Here is a 20324-nt window from a genome sequence, read left to right as displayed (position 1 = left end):
AATTCCTCCTAACTATTTTTCATTTAATAATTGAACTAATTTTTGTGCTGCATTGATAGAAAATTCTTCATCATTAATATTTGCATCTACCTCTACAATTTCCACTAACGGATTAGTTATGTTTTCTTTCAATGTTGTAAACAGCATGGCATCTTCTTCAACTCCATAGAACTGTTGTCCTTCTGAATCTAAAAGAGAAACTCCTTTTAAAGGAAGTAATAGAGCTGTTTTTCTTTGAGCCATATTCAACTTCTCAGCAATAATTAAGCCCAATTCTCTATTTTCTTCCACTGTAGTTCTCATTAATGTAACCGTTGGATTATGTTTATAAAAATTACGCCCTGTGTATTTACTTGGCACAGATGATATAGGGCCAAAGTTAACCATATCTAAGGCTCCAACTGAAACAACTTGAGGTATTTTATTAAGCACAGCAGCTTCAAGCCTATCTTCTCCCGCTGCCATATTTCCCCCAAATAGTTGATCACACCATTCTGTTGTTGTAATATCTAAAACTCCTTCTATATAACCGTCCCTTATTAAGCTTTCCATAGCTTTTCCACCAGTTCCTGTGGCATGGAATATTAAAACTTCATATCCAAGCTTCTCTAAGTATTCCCTTGATTGATTTATACATGGAGTTGTAACTCCAAACATAGTTGCAGCAATCAAAGGTTTTTTATTTAAATTAGTTTTATTCTCGAATTTTACCATACCAGCTATAGCAAAAGCAGCATTAGTAAAAATTTTTGTCGAAATAGAATTTAAACCTGCTACGTCAACAATGGATGGATACATAAATATATCACTAGTTCCTACATACATAGATATGTCTCCAGCTGCAACAGTGGATACCATAACCTTTGGCACCCCTATTGGAAGTGCTCTCATTCCAGGAGTAACGATTGAAGTACCACCGCTTCCCCCAAAGGAAAGAATTCCATCAAATTTTCCTTCTGAATAAAGCTTTGGTAATAGCTTTTCCATTCCTTTTGACAAAATATCCGTAGCTAATGCTCTATCTTTTTTTGCTGCAATTTCTTTAATGTCACCACCTACAGCTTTTACCACTTCATCATTAGATACATCTGGTGTAAACTTAGGTTCAAAAACCCCTGTATGAATCATAAAAGTTTTTAACCCTAAGCCTTCAATTATGTCTTTAACATAGCTAAATTCTTCACCTTTAGAATCAAAAGTTCCTGCGATTGCAATTGTCTTCATAGTTAACCTCCTTAATAAATTAAATTCTTTACTCTAACTTAATAATACAACTAACAAATTAAAATATACATGTTACTTTGTAATATGTTCATGTGATTTTGTAATATCTGTAAACGTTTTATTTTTTTCTCTATATTCTTTAGGAGATAAACCTGTTTGTTTTTTAAAGGATTTACTAAAATGAGCATAATCACTATATCCTACAATATGGGCAATTTCACTTATTTGAATATTTTCTTTTTCTAAAATTTCCTTTGCTCTATTTAACCTAAACTGAGATAAGTATTCTGGGAAAGTACAACCTACTTCATTTTTAAAAACTGTACTTAGATATGGTCTCGATACATGTAACACTGATGCCAAATCACTTAAAAGTATTTTATGCATATAGTTATTTGAAATATATTCTTTAATAAAATCAACATAGCTATAATGCTTTTTTATGCCTTCAATCATTTTTATTAACAGCTCATCTTTTTCATGAATTCCGGCAAACTTAAAAGATTTTGTAGTATTTGTTATTGTTGACTCAGAGGGAGTTCTTTCAAAAGCTGATCCTCCGATGTACCCTATTGTTTGAGTATTTTTGTACATATAATCAATATCTATTGGTGTTTTAACAGGCCCTCCATAAATCATTTTAAATACATCTGGTCTAATATCATCACAGGCTTTAAATATTTCCGCTGTAACATTCTTTGCCGATTCCAAAGATATCATTTTCTTAGCTCCTATTTCTCCTCCACCTGTTAGTCCTAAGTGTACACATATAATATCAGCCCCTGCCTGTAGCATTTCTACAGCCTGTTTTTCATCAAAAACAAAAGCTATAGTAAATAATTTTTTTTCATGGGCAATTCTAATAGCTTCAACCTCTTTATCAAAACTAATTCCTTCATTTTCTAGAGCTTCACGAAACTTTCCTTCCAGCATTCCTATGGTTGGAAAGTTATTAATTCCAGAAAAACCATTGCTTTTTATTAAATCAATATATTCTTCCAAGTTTATTGTAGGGTCAGTTGCATTAATGCCAAAAATAACTGGTATATTTTTTATTATTGGTATAATTTCACGAGAACCAAATTCCATAACAAGTTCATTTGAATTTGAAAAAGGCATCCAGCCAGCGAGAGAACCTATTCCCATTTGTCTAAACTTTCCGGAACTTAAAGCTAGTATAATATCTGCTCCACCTTTTTCCGCATATTTAGCAGATAGCCCAGACCCAACGGCAACTCCAATTATATGTTTATTAATTAGTATTTGATTTTTCAAATTATTTATTATGTATTCTCTTTTAAACATAGAACTAACCCCTTTATTCATTGTGTATTATTTTTTATATTATACCCCTTGTAAGTGATATTGTAATCCATAATAAAATAAACTCTTTATCTAAAGCTTTTCCTATGTTAAAATTTTTTTATGAGAATATAGTTTAGATAAATAAAAGTAGATGTTGTAGAAAGGTGGTGCTATATTTGGACTTAAATATTGATTTCGAAAAAATAGTTAATGATGCATCTTTAGAAGCTACTAAAGACGCTGTAGATGCATCTTCAATAATATTTTCTTTACCAGAAGATATTGCAGATGATGTAGAAACATATAAACTATTAATAGCTTACACAAATTCCTTAGTGCAAAAATCTCTTGAAGAATATCATAAAACCATTATGAAAGAACTTAAGGGTAAATAATTTTAGTGGGTGAACTTAAAGCATTCTTTAAATTCACCCACCTTTAATAATTATGATATATTATTTATTTAAGTTTTTCTTCCCACTGTTCTTCTTTGAATCCTACTAAAACAAAATCCTCTCCTACAATTATTGGTCTTTTCACAATCATTCCATTAGAAGATAATATGTCTAAAAGCTCCTCTTCACTAGAAGTTTTAACTTTGTCTTTAAGATTCATTTCTTTATACAACCTTCCGCTAGTGTTGAAAAACTTATTTATAGGCAATCCACTTTTATGTAACCATGCCTCTAATTCTTCTTTTGTAGGATTATTTTCAACTATGTGCCTATGTTCAAAATCCACATTATTTTCTTCAAGCCATTTTCTAGCTTTAATACAAGTAGTACATTTTGGGTACTGTACAAATAGTATTTTCATGGTAAACACCTCCATTGAATATCTTTCTACTTTATAATATCAGATATTCGCACTGAAAGCATTTATTACTATAATACTACAAATCTATATCCTTTCTTCTATCCACTCCTGTATATCTCCTATAACCTCTTCTTTTTCTTCTTTTTCATTTAATATTTCATGGTAACATTCTTCGTATATCTTTAAGCTCTTGTCTTTAGAACTTGAATAATTAAAAAACCATCTTGAACAGTCTAATGGTACTATCTTATCCTCCTCACCATGCATAATAAGACAAGGATAAGTGTAGCTTTTCACATTTTCTTTCACCCATGCTGCTCCATTTATGAAGGCTTCTCCTAATAATTTTATATTAGTTTCCTTTAATACCAATGGGTCTTCATCATAAGCTTTAACCACTTCTTCATCCCTACATATAAGGTGGCTTAAGCCATTAGGGGACTTTTCTCTTGGATGTTTTTCAAAATGGTCATCCTTTTTTAAATCCTCAAATATAGGCAACTCCAAAAGAGCTGCTCCTGATAACATTTGACCTTTTAACTTATTTTTATATTTCATTCCATAGGCAGCAGTTATAAGCCCTCCCATGCTATGTCCAAGCATGAATATGGGGCATTTCTTATTTTCCTCTTTTGCTAAATCTACAATTGCATTTGTGTCTTCCAAAAAATCCGAAAATTTTTCTAAGTATCCTCTTTCCCCTCCTGACCTTCCATGTCCTCTATTGTCAAATCTATACACACTATACTGAAAACTGTTTAATTTATTAGTAAGGTAGTCATATCTTCCTAGGTGTTCGCATAATCCATTAACTATTAAAACTATCGCCCTTGGATTTTCCACCCTATCTTTTGTATAAAATATTTCTGTATCATCAAAGGATTTTATTTTACTTTCTATATGATTATTCATGCATATCACCTCTATCTTATTAATTCTATAAACATACATAATTTCCTTTTAATGTATTTTATTAATTTTTCATCATAATTTTTTCTCTACCTTGAATCTACGCTAGCCTTTCCAGTAAAGGCATTAATGACGGTTCGGTTAACTATAAAATAAACTTTTTAACGCTTAAATTGTTGAATCTTATATAATATATACATTTTTAATATGGTCATAAATCTATCAACATCATAATAAAATTAATAACGTATCAAAATTATATTTATTGGAGGTTTATTTATGAACAAAACAAAAGGATTCAAACGACTGAGGATGATTGCTACCACATTAGCACTTGTGTTTATGTCATCATCCTACGCTTTTGCTGCCCCAAATGAAAATTCAGCAAAAGCTTTTGACCAAAAAGTTATATCTAAAATTAGCGCTGACAGAGCTCTAGAGCACATTAGGTATTTAAGTGAAGAAATTGGCCCAAGAGTTGCTGGTACAAATGAAGAAATAAGAGCTAGAGAATATATTAAAAACCAATTCGAAAAACATGGATACGAAGCTGAAATACAAGAATTTGACATAAGTAATGTAGTAATAAATTTAACAATAGATTCTTTAAGTAACAAAGATATAAGAGGCAATGCTGCAACAGGCTCAGGGTATACTACTGAAAATGGACTTACTACTGCCATTGTAGACTGTGCATTTGGAGTAACTTCCTCTGATTTTCCTGAAAGCGTTATGGGAAATATAGCTTTAATTAAAAGAGGAAATGGATCTTTTGAGGAAAAGGCTGTGAATGCTGTTGCTGCTGGAGCGTCTGGAGTTATCATCTATAACAATATAGATGAACCATTAAACGCTACGCTAGGCGACTATGTTAGCCCTATTCCTGTTTTGACAATTTCAAAAGCAGATGGCGAACTACTTCTTAATGAAATGAAAGATAAAGAAGTAATAGCTACTATAAACGCTGAACTTAAAACAAAATCTTGGAATGTTATTGCTAAAAGAGAACCTAAAAACAAAAATAAAGCTACTGATGGAATCGTATATGTAACTTCTCACCTTGATAGCGTACCTTATGCTCCTGGAGCTAATGATAACGCTTCTGGTACAGGTATGTTGCTTGAATTTGCTAGAGCATTAAAATCATTCCCAATTGACAAAGAAGTTAGATTTGTAGTTTGCGGTGCAGAAGAAATTGGTTTAATAGGCTCAAAATATTATGTTAGCACATTGTCACAAGATGAAATTGCAAGAAGTGTGGCTAATTTCAATATGGACATGATTGCAACTAGTTATGGACCTTGTACTACTCTATATGCTAGTACAGTTGATGGAAAATCTAATCTAGTAACAGATTCCGCAATTGAAGCCGCTGCAAGATTAAATAACAATATAGTACGTGTAAACTATAGTAAATCTTCAGACCACGCTCCTTTTGGTGATGCAGGAATCCCAGCAGCTGGTTTTATATGGGGAGATGATGAAGCAAAATTAGAGCCTTGGTATCATACACCTCAAGATACAATCGCTGAAAATATTAGTGTAGAAAGATTAGAACAAGCTGGTGAAATTGTTGGTGCAGCTCTGTATAGTGCAATAAGAGTACAAACTCCAAACCTTGTAAACAAACCTACTAATTTTAATATTATGAACCAAGTTTATGACCTTGGAATAGCTCAGTAAGTAAACATGCTCCCTATATAAATAGTTTTACATAGGGGGCATGTTAATTAATGTTATTTTAACCTATTTTCACTCAAAGGGTTCCATTCCTAAAACCTTATACATCTCCTCATCAATAAAGTGAGTAAATTGCAATTTATTATCCTTTTTAAATTTTAGCACTTCATCTTTCATGCTTTCACCATAAATTCCGTCTAGAGTCCCTGTATAGTATCCTCTGTCCTGCAATGTTCTTTGAGCTTCTAGTACATCCGCTCCCTTGTCTCCAGGTTTTAAATTTCTAAAAGTATTCCAATACATATTATAAGGCCCACCATAGATTACAACTAAACTTTCTTTATCTAAAAGTCTGTAAACTTCCTCTACATCATTATTGAACATCCTTATACATCCCTGAGAATCTGGATTATTTATGGTTAATGGCTTGTTAGTGCCATGTATTCCATAGGTTCCCCAAGGAACATTTAATTCCATCCACCTTGTTCCAAACCCAGCTCCCCAATTGGCAGCCTTTGATATTATCTTCCAAGTTCCATAAGGAGATGGTGTTTCAGGTTTTCCTCCCGCTATGGGATACATTTTTACAGGTTCATTGTTTTCTTTATCTATTAAATACATTCTAAAGTTACTTATATCTACTAAAACATTGTATCCAGCTTTGCTTTTTTCCACTTGCTTCTCTGTAGGGTTATGAGCTTTGACTCCTTTACTTGAAAATAATAACATCATAAAAACTACTATCACTATAAAATGTCTATGCAGCTTCAAATTAATGTACACCTCCGCTCTGATTACAATAAAAAATACACATATTAATAAAGAACTCTACACCTATTGCACAAAAAAATATAAACCTAATTTCAATAATTATATTCTTAGGTTTATACTTTACTTTAATTTTTATTCACCATAATAAGCATTATTTATTTGGTTTTAATAAAAACACATGCTTATTATCCTCAAAGTTATTTACAATAGTATCTACACCATAAACCGCTTTAATATTTTCTTTAGTAATGACTTTTGATGAAGATCCATATACAAAAGCAGAGGAATCTTTAAGCATTAAAAATTCATCCGAAAACATAGTGGCAAGATTTAAATCATGTATGGACATAATAGCGATTAACTTTTTTTCTTTAATAATTTCTTTTATTAAACTTAATGTTTCAAGTTGATTTTTCATATCTAAACTGCTGGTGGGTTCATCCAACAATAAAATTTGAGGTTCTTGTGCTATAGCTCTTGCAATAAGAACCCTTTGTCTTTCTCCACCGCTTAACTGATTTATAGATTTAAAAGCCAACTTATTTAAATTCAATCTTTCCAAAATATTAAAGACAATTTCTTTATCCTTTGAACTTACTTTAAATTTTATAAAGGGCAATCTTCCCATCAAAACCGTGTCGATAACACTTATAGGAAACATGCTATGTGTACTTTGTGGCACATAACTTAAATGATGGGATAATTCTTTAGGGGATAATTCATCAATATTTTTCTCATCTATGGTTACAATACCTTTTTGTGGAACATTTATTCTATTTATGCACTTTAATAAAGTAGTTTTTCCCGTACCATTTGGTCCAAGCAAACTTAATAATTCTCCCTTTTTTACTTCAAAGTTTATATTGTTTAAGATTAATTTTTCTTTATATCCAAAGCTTAACCCACTTACCTTTAAACTCATTAAAAATGCTCCTTTCTCTTAGTTAAAATTAAATTAATAAATAGTGGAACTCCTAAGAAGGAAATAACTATGCCCACTGGAATAATTACAGGAGAAAGAATTGTTCTACCTATTGTATCAGAAATTAAAAGTAATATAGCTCCGAATATAGCTGAATAAGGAATTAAAAATCTATGATCACTACCTACTGCTAATCTTGCAATATGAGGTCCTACTAATCCTATAAAACCAATTACTCCTGTAAAACTAATAATAGCAGAGGTTACAAACACAGTAATAATTCCTGTAATAGCTCTAACTTTACTTGGTTTTATCCCAAAGCCTTTAGCAACCTCATCCCCACTAGATGACATGGCATTAAATATCCAGGAATAATAATAAAGTATTGGAAAAGAAACTGCTAATACTACACTTACCAGCGCAACTTGTGTCCAAGTAGCTCCATTTACACTTCCAAAGGTCCATTGTACAACGGCAGCTAACTGATGCTCCTTTGAAAAAAATTGCATGGTGGCAGAAAGGGCGCTGAATAAATAATTTATAGAAATTCCTGTTAATATAAGGGATTCTGGAGTCATACCCACCTTATTAGAAATCCCATAAACTAAAAGAGCACAAAGCAATGAAAATATAAATGCATTTAGGACAATCCCTCCCATGGTTCCTGCATAAAATCCGATTCCTAGAACTATGGATAATGATGCTCCAAATACAGCAGCAGAAGATATTCCAATGGTAAATGGACTTACTAATGGATTTTGAGTAATAGCTTGCATTATTACACCTGATACTGAAAGTCCAGCTCCTGCTAACACAGCTAGAATAACTCTCGGCATACGTAAAAGAATAACAATCTTTTTCTGTAAACTGTTCTGATCACTAGATTTTAGGTTTCCAAATATAGTAGATAAAATTACATCTTTTACTTCCCCTATACTAATATCTGCTGAACCTATGGTAACTGAAAACAATATACAAAAAACTAAAACTAATAAACTTATAAAAATAAAGAAACATTTTATAAAATTTTTTTTATCATACTCATTTTTTATATTTTCCATACTATAATCTTGATTCATTTTTGAATTATTCATTCCATCCTCCATTGAGAGCAGTCATTCTATTCTAAAAATTGGTGAGAAGGAAATTAAGCTCCATTTTCCTTCTCACATAATTAAAATATTCATAAAAGCTTGTACTTATTTTGTTTTTGCAGCTGGATAAAAATGTCCATCTATGTACTTAAATCCTTGAAAATCTTCTAACCACTTTCTAAACATTTCGTCTGGGTTAAGATCCTGTAATTTATCTGGATAAATCCATTTTGCTAAATATATAGAGCCAATAAGCTTTGATGCCCCACCATGGCCGAATTGAGTCATTAAATATACATCATCATTTTTAACTGCATCTATTTCATCCCAACCTGGACGCTTTTTAATATCTTGAATTGTTTGATTCATTTGTTCTAATGTTGGAGCTGTATATAATCCTGTACCACTAAGAGCTGCTTTAGGAGTTACAGTTTTAACAATTACATCTGGGTTCTTAGTAATAACTTTTTCCGGATCAATTTCTGCACTACTAGCAGCTTTTTGTTCTCCTGCAAAAATATTTTCTCCTCCAGAAAGTTCAATCATTTTGTAATAATAGTCTCCTTTAAAGGAAGTACGATAATCTTTTATATCTTCCCAATAAACTTTTCTCTTTTCAACGTCTTCTAATTGCTTATTAATATACTCTAATGGCTCTTTAAAATAAGCTATAAATTTTTCTGATTCTTCTTCTTTATCAAAAATCTTTCCAATATTTTTTATTTGATTTTCAAAGTCCTCTGTATCATAACCTGAAATAACAATTACTTTAATATTAAATTGGCTTAGTTTTTCTTCTGCCTCTTTATAGCTTCCATTCTTAGGAAGTATCAATGCCTGAGGTTTTAGTTCAATGATTTTTTCATAGTTTAATTCATTTTGGCCTTTACCAATAGTGTTATTAGGGTCAAAATTACTCCAATACTCCCTATCTTGAGCAGTATTTAAATCTACTCCCACAACTTTATCTATGGCTCCGCATGCACGGATGAGTTCATTGTTATATCTTGATGCTACAACAACCCTTTCAAGTGGAAAGGGAACTTCTACAGTTCTTCCTGCATTATCTGTAATTGTCACCGTTTTTGTTTCACTGTGGTTTTTAGGTTCTTCTTTTGTCTTATCTGCGTTACAGCCTACAAACACAAATAATAACATAGTACAAAACCATACTAAAAATACTTTTTTGGTTTTTTTGTTCATTATACTCTCCCCTTTATTAAAATAATAATTTTTTATAAGAAAATCACTTGATGTAATTTTCCCAAATAAAAAACCACTTAGTAATATACTAAGTGGTTCCCATTTTCAACGCACAAAATAAACAGTTAACATTGACACCCTATTAACCGATTCATAAAATATAGGCAGGTATTCTGGCTTACAGATCATCCTCCTCTCAAGCCTTCCCATGAATATCTTCACAGTGGCATATTTGAGATTCGTAACTGAATACAGCAATGGGTTTGCACCGGATTCTAACCGGTTTCCCTATTAATCTTCTGTGTTATTGCAGAAGAGCCTACATTTCTATTTTATTCCCTTATAAACTATTTTTTCATTATTCTACATTATTATACTTTTTAATATAATTTTAGTCAATCTTTTTCTAATAAAATATTTCTCTCCTATTTCTTTAATTCCCTTGTACTTATATGCTATCTCTCTTTTTCTATTAATTTCTCCTATACATCATATAAGATTTAAATATTGCTTATTTAAGTCATTTTATGTAGTAAGAAATTTTTCTGATAAGGCATACATACAGTCTACACATTCAATACTTTTACCCATTTCACCATATAGTTTTACACAATCCTCTTTTTCTCTAAAACTAAAAACTTTTTTATCTTTACTTAAAGCATAGTAAATTAATTGTAAATTATTTTTGTTAATATCACCTATGGGACAACCTGAATCTATTACATAAGGCACGTTATCTATCATATCTTTTGCCTTTTCAATATTTCCATCTTTTATATCTTCAAAAGCATTTTCTTTCAATATAGGTAATCCTATAGTTCTAGCTACTTCGTAATCTATATCATTTTCATGTAAAACACCTGTATAAAAGCCTATATTATATTTTGTAAGCACCCTGTATATAGGAGCTCCATAGCCACCACCGCCTATGACAAAAGCCTTAGGTTTATTAGTATTTGATAGTTCTATAGATCCAAGTAAATTATTAAAATTTGCTTCTTTTATTTCATATAGTTCTTCTATAGTTTTTTCATCCACCACATCTTCTGGCCTTCCGTAAGCAATTATTCTTCCCTGATTTACGAGGGCTACCTTATCACAACTTTTTAATGCTATATCTATCTCATGAAGAGATAATATTACTGTAATCCCTCTTTCCTTTGTAAGCTTTCTTAGTATTTCAATAAGCTCTAATCTATGTTTTATATCTAAATGTGTTGTAGGCTCATCTAAAACAATCACATCCGGTTCCTGTACAAGAGCTCTTGCTACTAAAATCTTTTGTTTTTGCCCATCACTTAGTTCATCAAAATAAGATTTTGCTATATCCTTAGCACTTACAGTTTTTAAAGCTTCAGAAATCTTTTCTATATCCTTTTTACCTAAGTATCCAAAAAAACCTGTATAGGGATATCTACCCATAGCTACCACATCAAAAGCCGTCATTAATCCTCCATTAAATTTATTGGTTAAAACTACAGACATTTTCTTTGAAAGTTCTTTATTGGGTATGTCTTTAATATTTTCTCCTTCTATATAAACCGTTCCTTTTATAGGATTTAAAAGTTTAGATATAGTTCTTAAAATAGTGGTCTTACCTGCACCATTAGGCCCTAAAAGACATAAATTTTCTCCCTTTATAAGTTTTATATTTATATCCTTAACAACAACCTTATTTTCATAGCCTACATAAAGATCTTCAGTATTTAAAGTTATCATAGAGATGCCCTCCTTTTGAGTATAAGATATATTACAATAGGAGCTCCAATAAAAGATGTTATGGAGCTAATGGGCAATTCTATAGGAGCAAAAATTGTTCTACAAATCAAATCACAAAATGATGTAACTATAGCACCCATAATAACCGTACCTGGGATTAATATTCTATTGTCGGAGGTTCTAAAAATCAGTCTTGAAATATGAGGAACGGCAAGACCAACAAAAGCTATAGGACCTGTAAAAGCAGTTACAACGGCAGTTAATATGCTAGCAATCAATATAATGATTAGCCTAAACTTCTTTATATCAACTCCCATACTTTTAGCGTATTCTTCTCCCATTAGAAATGCATTAAGAGGCTTCACTACAAAAAAAGAGCCAATAATTATAGGAATTCCTACAATCATAAGCACCTTTATATTACTCCATGTAAAACCTGAGAAACTTCCCTTTGTCCACATAACAAAGCCATATAAACGCTCACTATCTGCAAAAGCTACTAGCATATTTGTCACTGCACTACAAATATATCCAACCATTATACCGATAACTAAAAGAGTTACTATATCTCTTACCTTTATAGCAAAGGCTACTACCAACATCATTACTAATAATGCACCTAAAAAAGCTCCTAAAACCAATATATAAGGAGAATGATTTTTAAAGCCTAAAGTAATTCCCCCGAGCATTATCAAAGCCACAGATAAAGTAGCCCCTGATGAAATTCCTAATACATAAGGTTCCACTATAGGATTTTTAAAAAATATTTGAAGCAATAAACCTGAAAGTGCCAAAGCAGCTCCACCTATTAATGTTGCTAAAGCCCTTGGAAGTCTTATATCCATAACAATGTCTCTATTGGTAGGATCAAAGGCTTCCTTTTTAAAAATAATATGTATAACTTCTTTTAAGTCTATTTTTACAGATCCAAATCCAATGCAAAATGCAAATATAAAAAACGTAAATATTAAAAGAGAGATTAAAATAAATACATGTTTAAATCTCGCCTTATCTGTAGTCTCCATTTTGTTTCCTCCGTTTTAAAGGAGGGTAAGTTTTTACCCTCCTATTTTTTATACCTATTTATTTGCTACCTTAAAGTAATGTCTTACTTCATGTCCCTTAAATTCCTCTGGATAAAAAATTGCTGCTAAATCCTCAATAATTTCATCTAATTTATCCACTGATTGAGACCACCATGGTTGAGATGACCACAATTCTCCATTTTTAATGGATTTCATATTTTCTATTATAGGTGCTTGGCTAACAAAATCTTTTATAGTTTCAGGTCTTGTTTTTCCCATGCCTTCAAAAACATATATATCCGCATTAGTACTCTTTGCATAAAACTCCTCAAAAGTTATTGAGCTAGCTCCACTCTTATTGCTTTCAAAATCTTTAAAAGTATAATCTCCACCAGCTATGTCATACATTTTTGCCTGATATGAACCTCCAAGCCTTACTGAGAATTTCCCATCGTGTATAACTCCAGCTGTAACTATAGGCTTGTCCTTCCCTTTAGTTTTTTCACTTACTTTCTTAACAGTTTCTTCTGCCTTTTCTAAGTGTTTATCCGCTTCAGCTTCTTTATTATAAAATAAAGACATGAATTTTATCCATTCCATTCTTCCTAAAGGATGGTTTTCTAGTGATGAAGCCTCAACAATATATGGTATTCCTAATTCTTCAAGCTTAGTTCCGATTTTTGGCACATCTCCCGCTATAACAAATGCTACTTCTGGTTTTTTAGATTTAATTAATTCGAAATCTAAAGCTGTATTTTTTCCTACATATGTGATTGATCCACTTTTCATTCTATCGTTTATTTCATCAATATGACCCTTGTCTATATCGTATGTTGTAACACATCCCACTGTGTCAAACACATCTAATGGTCTTATTAGAGAAGTATGTATACTTGAACATAATAAAACATTATCTATTGGAGTGTTTATAACTTGAATATCATCATATCCTTCCGGTTTTTTTTCTCCCTTTGGTACTAATAATAGTTTCCTATCAGCACCATCTGTTACTAACTTAACATTGTTATCTAAATATTCTACATTGAATTTAGTTGCATATTTAATTTTATCATCTTTATTTTTCAATGTACTTTCTTCCTTGATTCCTTTTGAATCAGGATTTGGGTCAGTATTTGTTTTTGTAGAGCAACCAACAAATGCAAACATAATCATCCCCAAAATAAGAGTGGTTAAAATTTTTTTCATTTTCGAAAGTTTCATTTAAATTCCTCCTGAGTAATATATTAATAATATATAATAAAAAACCACTTAGTAAATCACTAAGCGGTTTCCCATTTCAACGCACAAAATAAACAGTTAACATTGACACCCTATTAACCGATTCATAAAATATAGGCAGGTATTCTGGCTTACAGATCATCCTCCTCTCAAGCCTTCCCATGAATATCTTCACAGTGGCATATTTGAGATTCGTAACTGAATACAGCAATGGGTTTGCACCGGATTCTAACCGGTTTCCCTATTAATCTTCTACATTATCGAAGAAGAACCTATATTTACATTTTATTCTTTTTTAAACCATTTTCAATCATTCTACATTATTATACTTTTCAACATACTTTTAGTCAATGTTTTTATAATTAATTCTTTATTTTCCTAATATTTGATTGTAATTCATCTCAACTCTAATAATTAAAATGAATGAAAAGGCTTGAACTTATACTACAGTTCAAGCCTTCTCATAGTTAAATAATCTATTTATCTTCATCATTTTCATCCAATAATAGTATATCGATCATCATAAGAGCATTGCCACTGCTTTCTACATTTATGAATCCATTTACAAATGTTATAATATAATTAAGTAGGAGGGATATTGGTATGGATAAATATAATTTTATTGTAAATCTTACTCCAGCAGAGGTTATGAGCAAGGTTAAAAAGGAAGAATCTGCTGATCTTATACATGAAGAATTTCACGATATAGGCAATGATAGATATTATGGCACTTTAATATTTGAGAAGTATTTTATGAGAGTAAGCAGTAGAGTTGCTTTAATAGTATTAGTAAATAATTTAAATGGAAAGACAAAGGTAACAACAGTTGCTACCGGAAGCTCTCAAGGAAGATTTTTCAGTTTCGATTGGGGAGCAGCAGATGATTTTGCTTATAGTGTTAAGATAATATTGAATGATTTCATTACTGAATAAATAGATAAATAGTGCATTTGTTACAAAATTTACAACATGCTATGTAATTTTTATTTTCTTATTTCTTTTTCATATTGATTTTGCTACTATTTTAAACAGAAAAAAATAAAAACCTTGTAAAACAACTATGTATTTGCAAGGTTTTTACTTATTATTTATTCATGAATATACAACACTTAAATATCAATGGCCAACTTTTGCAAAAATTTCTCTCTCTTCACCTGAGCGCCTTTGGAAACATCCCCGCAGTGAATCCACTTAGCATTTTTAATGCCAATGCCTTTTAATGTAGTATTGATAAATGTTTTTTGAATTAAATTGCCAGCAAAATATTTTACATACCAACGTTGAGCTTGACCTGTTGTTATCACTTTTGCAGATTTAATATGGGTTAATTTACCCTTTAACCCTGTACTTGATTCTGTATATGAGAAATTTTTCAACATAACCTTATCAATGAAACCTTTGAGGATAGCAGGGAGATCGTACCACCAAAGGGGAAATAGAAAAATAATTTCATCTGTTTTTTTTAACATATTTTGATATTTTGTTACCAAAGGGTCCTTATGTTGTCCTTTTGAATACAAAGCCAATTCCCCTTCAGTCATAACAGGGTTAAAATTATCTTTATTTAAGTCAATTACCTGGTATTCCTTTTTCTTTTTTTCTAAAGTAGTTGTTATCGTATCCAGTATAGCCTTATTAAAACTTCCGTGCCATGGATGTGAAAATATAATTGTTACCATTTTGAATCACCTCTTAATTAATATTTTAAAATGTCTGTTCCCAATGTATAGGCAGCTTTTTTAGATTGCTCATTTTCGCAAACCTGCAATTCATATGTGCTTACATTAAGGTTTTGTATAAACTCCATCCCAACATATTTAGAAAGCATAGCGATAGATTGGACAATATTTTGAACCCCTGCATTGGCTTCAGTGCTATCTCCATAAGTGGTTAACAATACAATTTTTTTGTTTAATAGAGTATTATAATCTAATGCATGTAAACGGTCTAAAAAAGTTTTTAACTGCCCAGTCATATTAAAAACATAAACAGGGGTGGCAAAGACCAAAACATCTGCTTTTTCCACACTTTTATAAATATCCTGCATATCATCCTTTAATATACATTGACTTTGACTGCTTTTTTGGCAGGTGTTACAGCCTGTACAATATTGTATATTTTTTGATTGGAGATAAATTGTTTCTATTTGGGATGAGGAGGTTAAATCCTCTACACCTTTTAAATACTCTTTCAATAAAATAGCTGTATTGCCTTGCTTTTGAGGGCTTGCTAAGACAGATAGTATATTCATATTTATTCCTTCCTTTTACTTAATTCGGCGAATGAATGAATACTTTAATGCACATATATGCACATTATGATATTTTTTAAAAAGGCAACCCTGCCTTTTTAAATTTTAACGCTGTATTAAATTTTTTAAATTAGTTGCTGTTAATTCGAATTTTTCAAGAATATATTTATCGTTCAATTCATAAAGAACATTTCTATTTTCTTTTGTTTTATTGACTATCCCATATCTGTGCATTAAATCCAAATGTCTTGAAATAACTGAACGATCCTGTGTAAAATTTTCAGAAATATCTTTGATATTCTTAGTGCCGTTAATAGCTAGATATTTCATAATATCACATCGTACTGGATCAAATAAAGTCTTAAAAAATTCAAAATCAATGCTTTCTTCTATTTCTTTGGTACATTCTAAAATTAAATCATTTTCATTCATATCTATCACCTAATTAAGATTATACATGCACACCTATGCACATGTCAATAATAATTTATATGTCTTATTATGAACCATTTCAACTCTAATAATTAAAATAAATGAAAAGGCTTGAACAGCACTGTAAGTTCAAGCCTTCTCATACATTATATTTTTTGGGGTATTGTATTAGTTACCTAATCCCTTAGAAAAGAGATTAGAATTGATAGTTATCTATATTATTTTTAGATATGAAGTGGTTTAGTCCTTATAAAATCTCTATCAAATTATACTTCAAAAACAATATGTTCCATATTCTCCAATGGGTTTACATAAATTTTGCTTACCTTTACTTTTGCACCTATGATTTTTGTAATCAATTCTACCAAATCATCACTTACCTCTTTATAGAATAAGTTTCTATAATACTCGATTAACATTAAGTTGCCTTTATTTTTAAGTAAAGTTCTCTCCATAGGTGTTAATATATCATAAGTCCTAATTTCTATAATGCCTCCTGTTAAAGATACTTGAGTGTCTTTTGGACCTTTTCCCGTAAATTTTTTTAAGAAAGAAGATGTTTTTATCTTTATTTCTTCTTCAATATTCTTCGTCTCTTCCTTGCTTAATTGTGAAATTCCATACAATTTGCCATTATTATTTTTTCTATTGATTATCTTTAATACTACTTTGTGTAAAGATTCTAACATTTCTTCTTTTTCTATGGGTTTTACTAAATATTTATCAATGCCTATATCTACACTTTCCAATATATATTCTATATCTTCTATTTCAGTATTTATGATAATACCGCACTCTTGATCTATTTCCCTTATCTTTTTTATCATTTCTAATCCATTCATGTTGGGCATTCTTAAATCTGATATAACTATTTGTGGCCTATGTTTCATAAATAATTGGAGTCCCTCTTCGCCATCCTTGGCTATAAATAATTTTCCAACGAATTCTTTTAGAATTTTTTTATTTATAATTCTTGTTATTTCTTCATCTTCTACATATAAAAGTTTAATATTATTCATTATCTTAACAACCTTGTCCACTCTCTTATAAACACCTCAGCTTAAATGTATTTTATCCCATAGTTATACTCCTAATTATTTAAGCTAATTTTACCAAATTTATTAATAATATTCAAATATTTATTAATAAGCAAAATAGGCGTATGTGCCTCTAGAAGCTAATTTCTAGAATCCCATACACCCTATTAAAATACCTTTTTATTAATTTTTATGATATATTCTCAAATGAATCTATATTTATATTTTCCTCAACAAGCTTTATAAATATTTCAAATAGTTTAGGATCATACATATCTTTTTCGCATATCATAATTTCCAACGCCTCTTCTATTGTATAAGCTTCTCTGTAAGTCCTATTTGTGGTTAATGCATCAAAAACATCCGCTATTCGAATTATACGAGAAGCAATAGGAATTTCATCTTTGCACAACCCATAATATCCGCTTCCATCATAATTCTCATGATGAAATCTAACAACATCACAAAAGTCTTTAGAATATTTATTTTCTATCAATATCTCCGCTCCATATTCGGCATGCATTTTAATTGTTTCAAACTCAAAATTCGTTAACATTCCTTTTTTATTAAGGATGTTCCTTGGTATTCTTGATTTTCCAATATCATGACTTAATGAAAGTAAAATTAGAGTATTAATTTGCTTAGAGGAATAACCCATAGATTGTGCCATTCTTTTTACATATCCTCCCACCCTCTTACTGTGTAAAAATGTATCTAAAGTTATACTTTCATACTTGTCCACCTTTAAATTAGTATTTATCAAATAATTCAGCTCCACCACATATCCCCCCATTTAATATTATTAAATAAATAAGGCAAACCCATGAACATACATAAACAAAAAAAACAGCGTAATTAGTCTTTGATATAAATAAAAACTAATTACGCTGGTTTATATTTAGCAGAATAATTACATATTCTCTATTAATCATACCAGTAATTTATATTTTAAAATCACGTAAACATACAAACATACCAATATACCCATAGCTAAATAAACACTTATTTTCTATAAGTCTCATTGGCAACATAAAATTTACTCTCTAACCAAAATGTTACACCATAAAAGTTTATAAGTCAATTTATCTAAAAATCAATTATATGTAAAACTTGGATTTATTACAGTATTTTATAAGTTTTTCTTCAAATTCCTTTATATTCCCATCTATTTCATTGATTAATTTATATACCGAATCTATCTCCCCTAAAACGGCTTTTTCTTTAATATCATTTAAAAGAATATTAATTTCTGTTAGCCCAAAGTTTGAAATGGCTCCCTTTAATTTGTGTATTATTTCTGATAATTTTGTTGTTTTTCCTTTTTCAATACAATAAATTATCTCATCCATTTGTTCTTTAGAAAATAACTTTATCATTTTATTTCCCAATTCAAATATTAATTCAGTATTTCCATCTAAAACTTTACCCAATCTGTTTAATCCATCAAAACACTCATCATTTAAATCTAATTCATTTTTATTACACTCTTCTTCATCAAGATTTAAATGTTTATTTATCATAGAATATAATTTTTCTTTATCTATTGGTTTTGATAAATAATCATCCATGCCTAACTTTATAAACCTTTCTTTATCTTCTGCTAAGGCATACGCTGTCAATGCAATTATAGGTATCTTTTCAAATTTTCTTATCTCTCTAATGGCTTTCATTGCTTCTATTCCATTCATTTCAGGCATAGAAATATCCATCAATATTAAATCATAGCTATCCCTTTCCAATTCTTTCATTACTTCTTTTCCATTGTTTACAACTTCACTCTTCCATCCAAGTATTTTTATCAATTGGCTGATTACCATTTGATTAACTAAGTTATCTTCCGCGACTAATATTTTTACCTCTCTTTTTTTACTTGATTTTTTAAATTCTTTTTCAACTTTATGTACATTTTCCTCAAACTTAATATTATTTTTCCTTTCATCATATATTGTGAAGGGAATACTAATATCAATGTTATTTTCAAAGGTATCATTAATTTTTTTATGGTAGATTTCTAATTTATTTGATTCAGTTTTACAATTCTCTAATATATTATTCATGTTGTCTAATAAAGAATTGGCCGAATCTTTAACGGCCATCATATATTCTCTTTGTTTAAAAGTCAATTCATCTTTTAACAAAATATCTATTAGTCCAATAATTCCATTTATAGGAGTTCTTATTTCATGGCTTACATTTCTAAGAAAATTGCACTTTTCCTCATATTCTAAGGAATTATCTAATTTCTTTTTTAAAGAATGTTTCATAACTGTAATTCTATCCGTTATATTTAAAATACATATACCCACTTCTGTAACGCATCCATTTTTATTTTTAATAGGTACCATTTCTATTTTATAATATTCTATTTGATCTTTTTTTATTAATACTTCCTCATTAGTACTAACTTTCATACCTTTAAAAGCAATGAGTAATTTTTCCTTAATTCTTGATATAAAAAATTTTTTTATATGATTTTTTTCTAACTTATCAATTGTGTCCAATACGCTCATTCCTACTTGGATATCTAGTCCTATCAACTTTTTTATAATCATTTTGTACTTATCATTTACTAAGGTATATCTATAATGTTTATCTAAAACCAAAATAGATACGCTATCAAAGTTTTCAAACATAACTTTTAACTTGTTCACTTCTGCATGTCTTTCTTTATTCATATTTATTTCCGCATTTCCTTCC

General features: G+C 30.2%; 20 protein-coding genes and 2 riboswitches. Of the genes, 3 read left to right on the top strand and 17 right to left on the bottom strand.

What is annotated here, in order from left to right:
- Window positions 1-12 precede the first annotated feature (12 nt).
- Both RYO54_RS17800 and RYO54_RS17795 read right to left on the bottom strand, forming a co-directional pair.
- A complete protein-coding gene (locus RYO54_RS17800) occupies window positions 13-1224 on the bottom strand; it encodes a Tm-1-like ATP-binding domain-containing protein (RefSeq protein WP_315121803.1) in 1212 nt (403 codons plus the stop codon).
- A gap of 72 nt (window positions 1225-1296) precedes the next feature.
- Window positions 1297-2529, bottom strand: a complete 1233-nt coding sequence (locus RYO54_RS17795) for a phosphoenolpyruvate hydrolase family protein (RefSeq protein WP_315121801.1) — start codon at window positions 2527-2529, stop codon at window positions 1297-1299.
- 176 nt (window positions 2530-2705) lie between these two features.
- Here RYO54_RS17795 and RYO54_RS17790 point away from each other — a divergent pair, with 176 nt between their 5' ends.
- Window positions 2706-2924 carry a hypothetical protein gene (locus RYO54_RS17790; protein ID WP_315121800.1) on the top strand — a complete coding sequence of 73 codons (219 nt, stop codon included), beginning with the start codon at window positions 2706-2708 and terminating at the stop codon, window positions 2922-2924.
- Window positions 2925-2988: 64 nt separating this feature from the next.
- Here RYO54_RS17790 and RYO54_RS17785 read toward each other — a convergent pair whose 3' ends face one another.
- Window positions 2989-3345, bottom strand: a complete 357-nt coding sequence (locus RYO54_RS17785; RefSeq protein WP_315121798.1) for an arsenate reductase family protein — start codon at window positions 3343-3345, stop codon at window positions 2989-2991.
- Between the two features lie 84 nt (window positions 3346-3429).
- On the bottom strand, window positions 3430-4257 hold the full coding sequence (locus RYO54_RS17780; RefSeq protein ID WP_315121796.1) for a lysophospholipase: 828 nt from the start codon (window positions 4255-4257) through the stop codon (window positions 3430-3432).
- Window positions 4258-4533: 276 nt separating this feature from the next.
- On the opposite strand from RYO54_RS17780, the gene RYO54_RS17775 reads away from it, so the two are divergent.
- A complete protein-coding gene (locus RYO54_RS17775) occupies window positions 4534-5937 on the top strand; it encodes a M28 family peptidase (RefSeq protein WP_315121794.1) in 1404 nt (467 codons plus the stop codon).
- A gap of 69 nt (window positions 5938-6006) precedes the next feature.
- Here RYO54_RS17775 and RYO54_RS17770 read toward each other — a convergent pair whose 3' ends face one another.
- The 7 genes from RYO54_RS17770 to RYO54_RS17740 all read right to left on the bottom strand — a co-directional run bounded on the left by RYO54_RS17770 (window position 6007) and on the right by RYO54_RS17740 (window position 13889).
- On the bottom strand, window positions 6007-6705 hold the full coding sequence (locus tag RYO54_RS17770; protein WP_315121792.1) for a L,D-transpeptidase family protein: 699 nt from the start codon (window positions 6703-6705) through the stop codon (window positions 6007-6009).
- A gap of 151 nt (window positions 6706-6856) precedes the next feature.
- On the bottom strand, window positions 6857-7627 hold the full coding sequence (locus RYO54_RS17765) for an ABC transporter ATP-binding protein (RefSeq protein WP_315121790.1): 771 nt from the start codon (window positions 7625-7627) through the stop codon (window positions 6857-6859).
- Window positions 7627-8721: an iron ABC transporter permease gene (locus RYO54_RS17760; RefSeq protein ID WP_315121788.1), complete on the bottom strand. Its 1095-nt coding sequence runs from the start codon at window positions 8719-8721 to the stop codon at window positions 7627-7629. The genes RYO54_RS17765 and RYO54_RS17760 overlap by 1 nt, the downstream gene beginning before the upstream one ends.
- 105 nt (window positions 8722-8826) lie before the next feature.
- Window positions 8827-9924 carry an ABC transporter substrate-binding protein gene (locus RYO54_RS17755; RefSeq protein WP_315121786.1) on the bottom strand — a complete coding sequence of 366 codons (1098 nt, stop codon included), beginning with the start codon at window positions 9922-9924 and terminating at the stop codon, window positions 8827-8829.
- A gap of 145 nt (window positions 9925-10069) precedes the next feature.
- A riboswitch (cobalamin riboswitch) is annotated at window positions 10070-10262 on the bottom strand.
- A 187-nt stretch (window positions 10263-10449) separates the two neighbouring features.
- Window positions 10450-11643: an ABC transporter ATP-binding protein gene (locus tag RYO54_RS17750; RefSeq protein WP_315121784.1), complete on the bottom strand. Its 1194-nt coding sequence runs from the start codon at window positions 11641-11643 to the stop codon at window positions 10450-10452.
- A complete protein-coding gene (locus RYO54_RS17745; protein WP_315121782.1) occupies window positions 11640-12668 on the bottom strand; it encodes an iron ABC transporter permease in 1029 nt (342 codons plus the stop codon). Before RYO54_RS17745 ends, RYO54_RS17750 begins: the two co-directional genes overlap by 4 nt.
- 54 nt (window positions 12669-12722) lie before the next feature.
- The gene (locus RYO54_RS17740) at window positions 12723-13889 is read right to left on the bottom strand and encodes an ABC transporter substrate-binding protein (protein ID WP_315121781.1); all 1167 of its coding nucleotides are present in this window, start codon (window positions 13887-13889) and stop codon (window positions 12723-12725) included.
- 116 nt (window positions 13890-14005) lie between these two features.
- Window positions 14006-14198: riboswitch (cobalamin riboswitch) on the bottom strand.
- Window positions 14199-14510: 312 nt separating this feature from the next.
- Here RYO54_RS17740 and RYO54_RS17735 point away from each other — a divergent pair.
- Window positions 14511-14840 carry a DUF6054 family protein gene (locus tag RYO54_RS17735; RefSeq protein ID WP_315121779.1) on the top strand — a complete coding sequence of 110 codons (330 nt, stop codon included), beginning with the start codon at window positions 14511-14513 and terminating at the stop codon, window positions 14838-14840.
- A 176-nt stretch (window positions 14841-15016) separates the two neighbouring features.
- Here the strand turns inward: RYO54_RS17735 and RYO54_RS17730 are convergent, their stop codons facing one another.
- From RYO54_RS17730 to RYO54_RS17705, 6 genes are all read right to left on the bottom strand, one after another.
- Window positions 15017-15586, bottom strand: a complete 570-nt coding sequence (locus RYO54_RS17730) for an NAD(P)H-dependent oxidoreductase (protein WP_315121777.1) — start codon at window positions 15584-15586, stop codon at window positions 15017-15019.
- Between the two features lie 17 nt (window positions 15587-15603).
- Window positions 15604-16158: a flavodoxin family protein gene (locus RYO54_RS17725; RefSeq protein WP_315121775.1), complete on the bottom strand. Its 555-nt coding sequence runs from the start codon at window positions 16156-16158 to the stop codon at window positions 15604-15606.
- A 105-nt stretch (window positions 16159-16263) separates the two neighbouring features.
- Complete coding sequence (locus RYO54_RS17720) at window positions 16264-16590, bottom strand: winged helix-turn-helix domain-containing protein (RefSeq protein ID WP_315121774.1); 327 nt, start codon at window positions 16588-16590, stop codon at window positions 16264-16266.
- Between the two features lie 266 nt (window positions 16591-16856).
- Window positions 16857-17609 (bottom strand): Na-translocating system protein MpsC family protein, encoded by a 753-nt coding sequence (locus RYO54_RS17715; protein ID WP_315121771.1) that lies wholly within the window; start codon window positions 17607-17609, stop codon window positions 16857-16859.
- 208 nt (window positions 17610-17817) lie between these two features.
- The gene (locus RYO54_RS17710; RefSeq protein WP_315121770.1) at window positions 17818-18405 is read right to left on the bottom strand and encodes an HD domain-containing phosphohydrolase; all 588 of its coding nucleotides are present in this window, start codon (window positions 18403-18405) and stop codon (window positions 17818-17820) included.
- A 319-nt stretch (window positions 18406-18724) separates the two neighbouring features.
- The gene (locus tag RYO54_RS17705) at window positions 18725-20302 is read right to left on the bottom strand and encodes a response regulator (RefSeq protein ID WP_315121768.1); all 1578 of its coding nucleotides are present in this window, start codon (window positions 20300-20302) and stop codon (window positions 18725-18727) included.
- Between the last annotated feature and the right edge of the window lie 22 nt (window positions 20303-20324).

Source organism: uncultured Clostridium sp. (assembly GCF_963515715.1).
Taxonomy (GTDB): Bacteria; Bacillota; Clostridia; order Clostridiales; family Clostridiaceae; genus Clostridium_AW.
The sequence above is the reverse complement of the archived record's forward strand: the minus strand, read 5'-3'. Positions and strand labels throughout refer to the sequence as shown.

What these genes read in the sequence shown, in the direction of transcription:
- RYO54_RS17750 (WP_315121784.1), bottom strand. Translation starts at nt 11,643, where the DNA reads ATGATAACTTTAAATACTGAAGATCTTTATGTAGGCTATGAAAATAAG.
- RYO54_RS17705 (WP_315121768.1), bottom strand. Translation starts at nt 20,302, where the DNA reads ATGAATAAAGAAAGACATGCAGAAGTGAACAAGTTAAAAGTTATGTTT.
- RYO54_RS17730 (WP_315121777.1), bottom strand. Translation starts at nt 15,586, where the DNA reads ATGGTAACAATTATATTTTCACATCCATGGCACGGAAGTTTTAATAAG.
- RYO54_RS17765 (WP_315121790.1), bottom strand. Translation starts at nt 7,627, where the DNA reads ATGAGTTTAAAGGTAAGTGGGTTAAGCTTTGGATATAAAGAAAAATTA.
- RYO54_RS17760 (WP_315121788.1), bottom strand. Translation starts at nt 8,721, where the DNA reads ATGAATAATTCAAAAATGAATCAAGATTATAGTATGGAAAATATAAAA.
- RYO54_RS17735 (WP_315121779.1), top strand. Translation starts at nt 14,511, where the DNA reads ATGGATAAATATAATTTTATTGTAAATCTTACTCCAGCAGAGGTTATG.
- RYO54_RS17740 (WP_315121781.1), bottom strand. Translation starts at nt 13,889, where the DNA reads ATGAAACTTTCGAAAATGAAAAAAATTTTAACCACTCTTATTTTGGGG.
- RYO54_RS17795 (WP_315121801.1), bottom strand. Translation starts at nt 2,529, where the DNA reads ATGTTTAAAAGAGAATACATAATAAATAATTTGAAAAATCAAATACTA.
- RYO54_RS17800 (WP_315121803.1), bottom strand. Translation starts at nt 1,224, where the DNA reads ATGAAGACAATTGCAATCGCAGGAACTTTTGATTCTAAAGGTGAAGAA.
- RYO54_RS17725 (WP_315121775.1), bottom strand. Translation starts at nt 16,158, where the DNA reads ATGAATATACTATCTGTCTTAGCAAGCCCTCAAAAGCAAGGCAATACA.
- RYO54_RS17755 (WP_315121786.1), bottom strand. Translation starts at nt 9,924, where the DNA reads ATGAACAAAAAAACCAAAAAAGTATTTTTAGTATGGTTTTGTACTATG.
- RYO54_RS17715 (WP_315121771.1), bottom strand. Translation starts at nt 17,609, where the DNA reads ATGAATAATATTAAACTTTTATATGTAGAAGATGAAGAAATAACAAGA.
- RYO54_RS17780 (WP_315121796.1), bottom strand. Translation starts at nt 4,257, where the DNA reads ATGAATAATCATATAGAAAGTAAAATAAAATCCTTTGATGATACAGAA.
- RYO54_RS17720 (WP_315121774.1), bottom strand. Translation starts at nt 16,590, where the DNA reads ATGAATGAAAATGATTTAATTTTAGAATGTACCAAAGAAATAGAAGAA.
- RYO54_RS17745 (WP_315121782.1), bottom strand. Translation starts at nt 12,668, where the DNA reads ATGGAGACTACAGATAAGGCGAGATTTAAACATGTATTTATTTTAATC.
- RYO54_RS17775 (WP_315121794.1), top strand. Translation starts at nt 4,534, where the DNA reads ATGAACAAAACAAAAGGATTCAAACGACTGAGGATGATTGCTACCACA.
- RYO54_RS17785 (WP_315121798.1), bottom strand. Translation starts at nt 3,345, where the DNA reads ATGAAAATACTATTTGTACAGTACCCAAAATGTACTACTTGTATTAAA.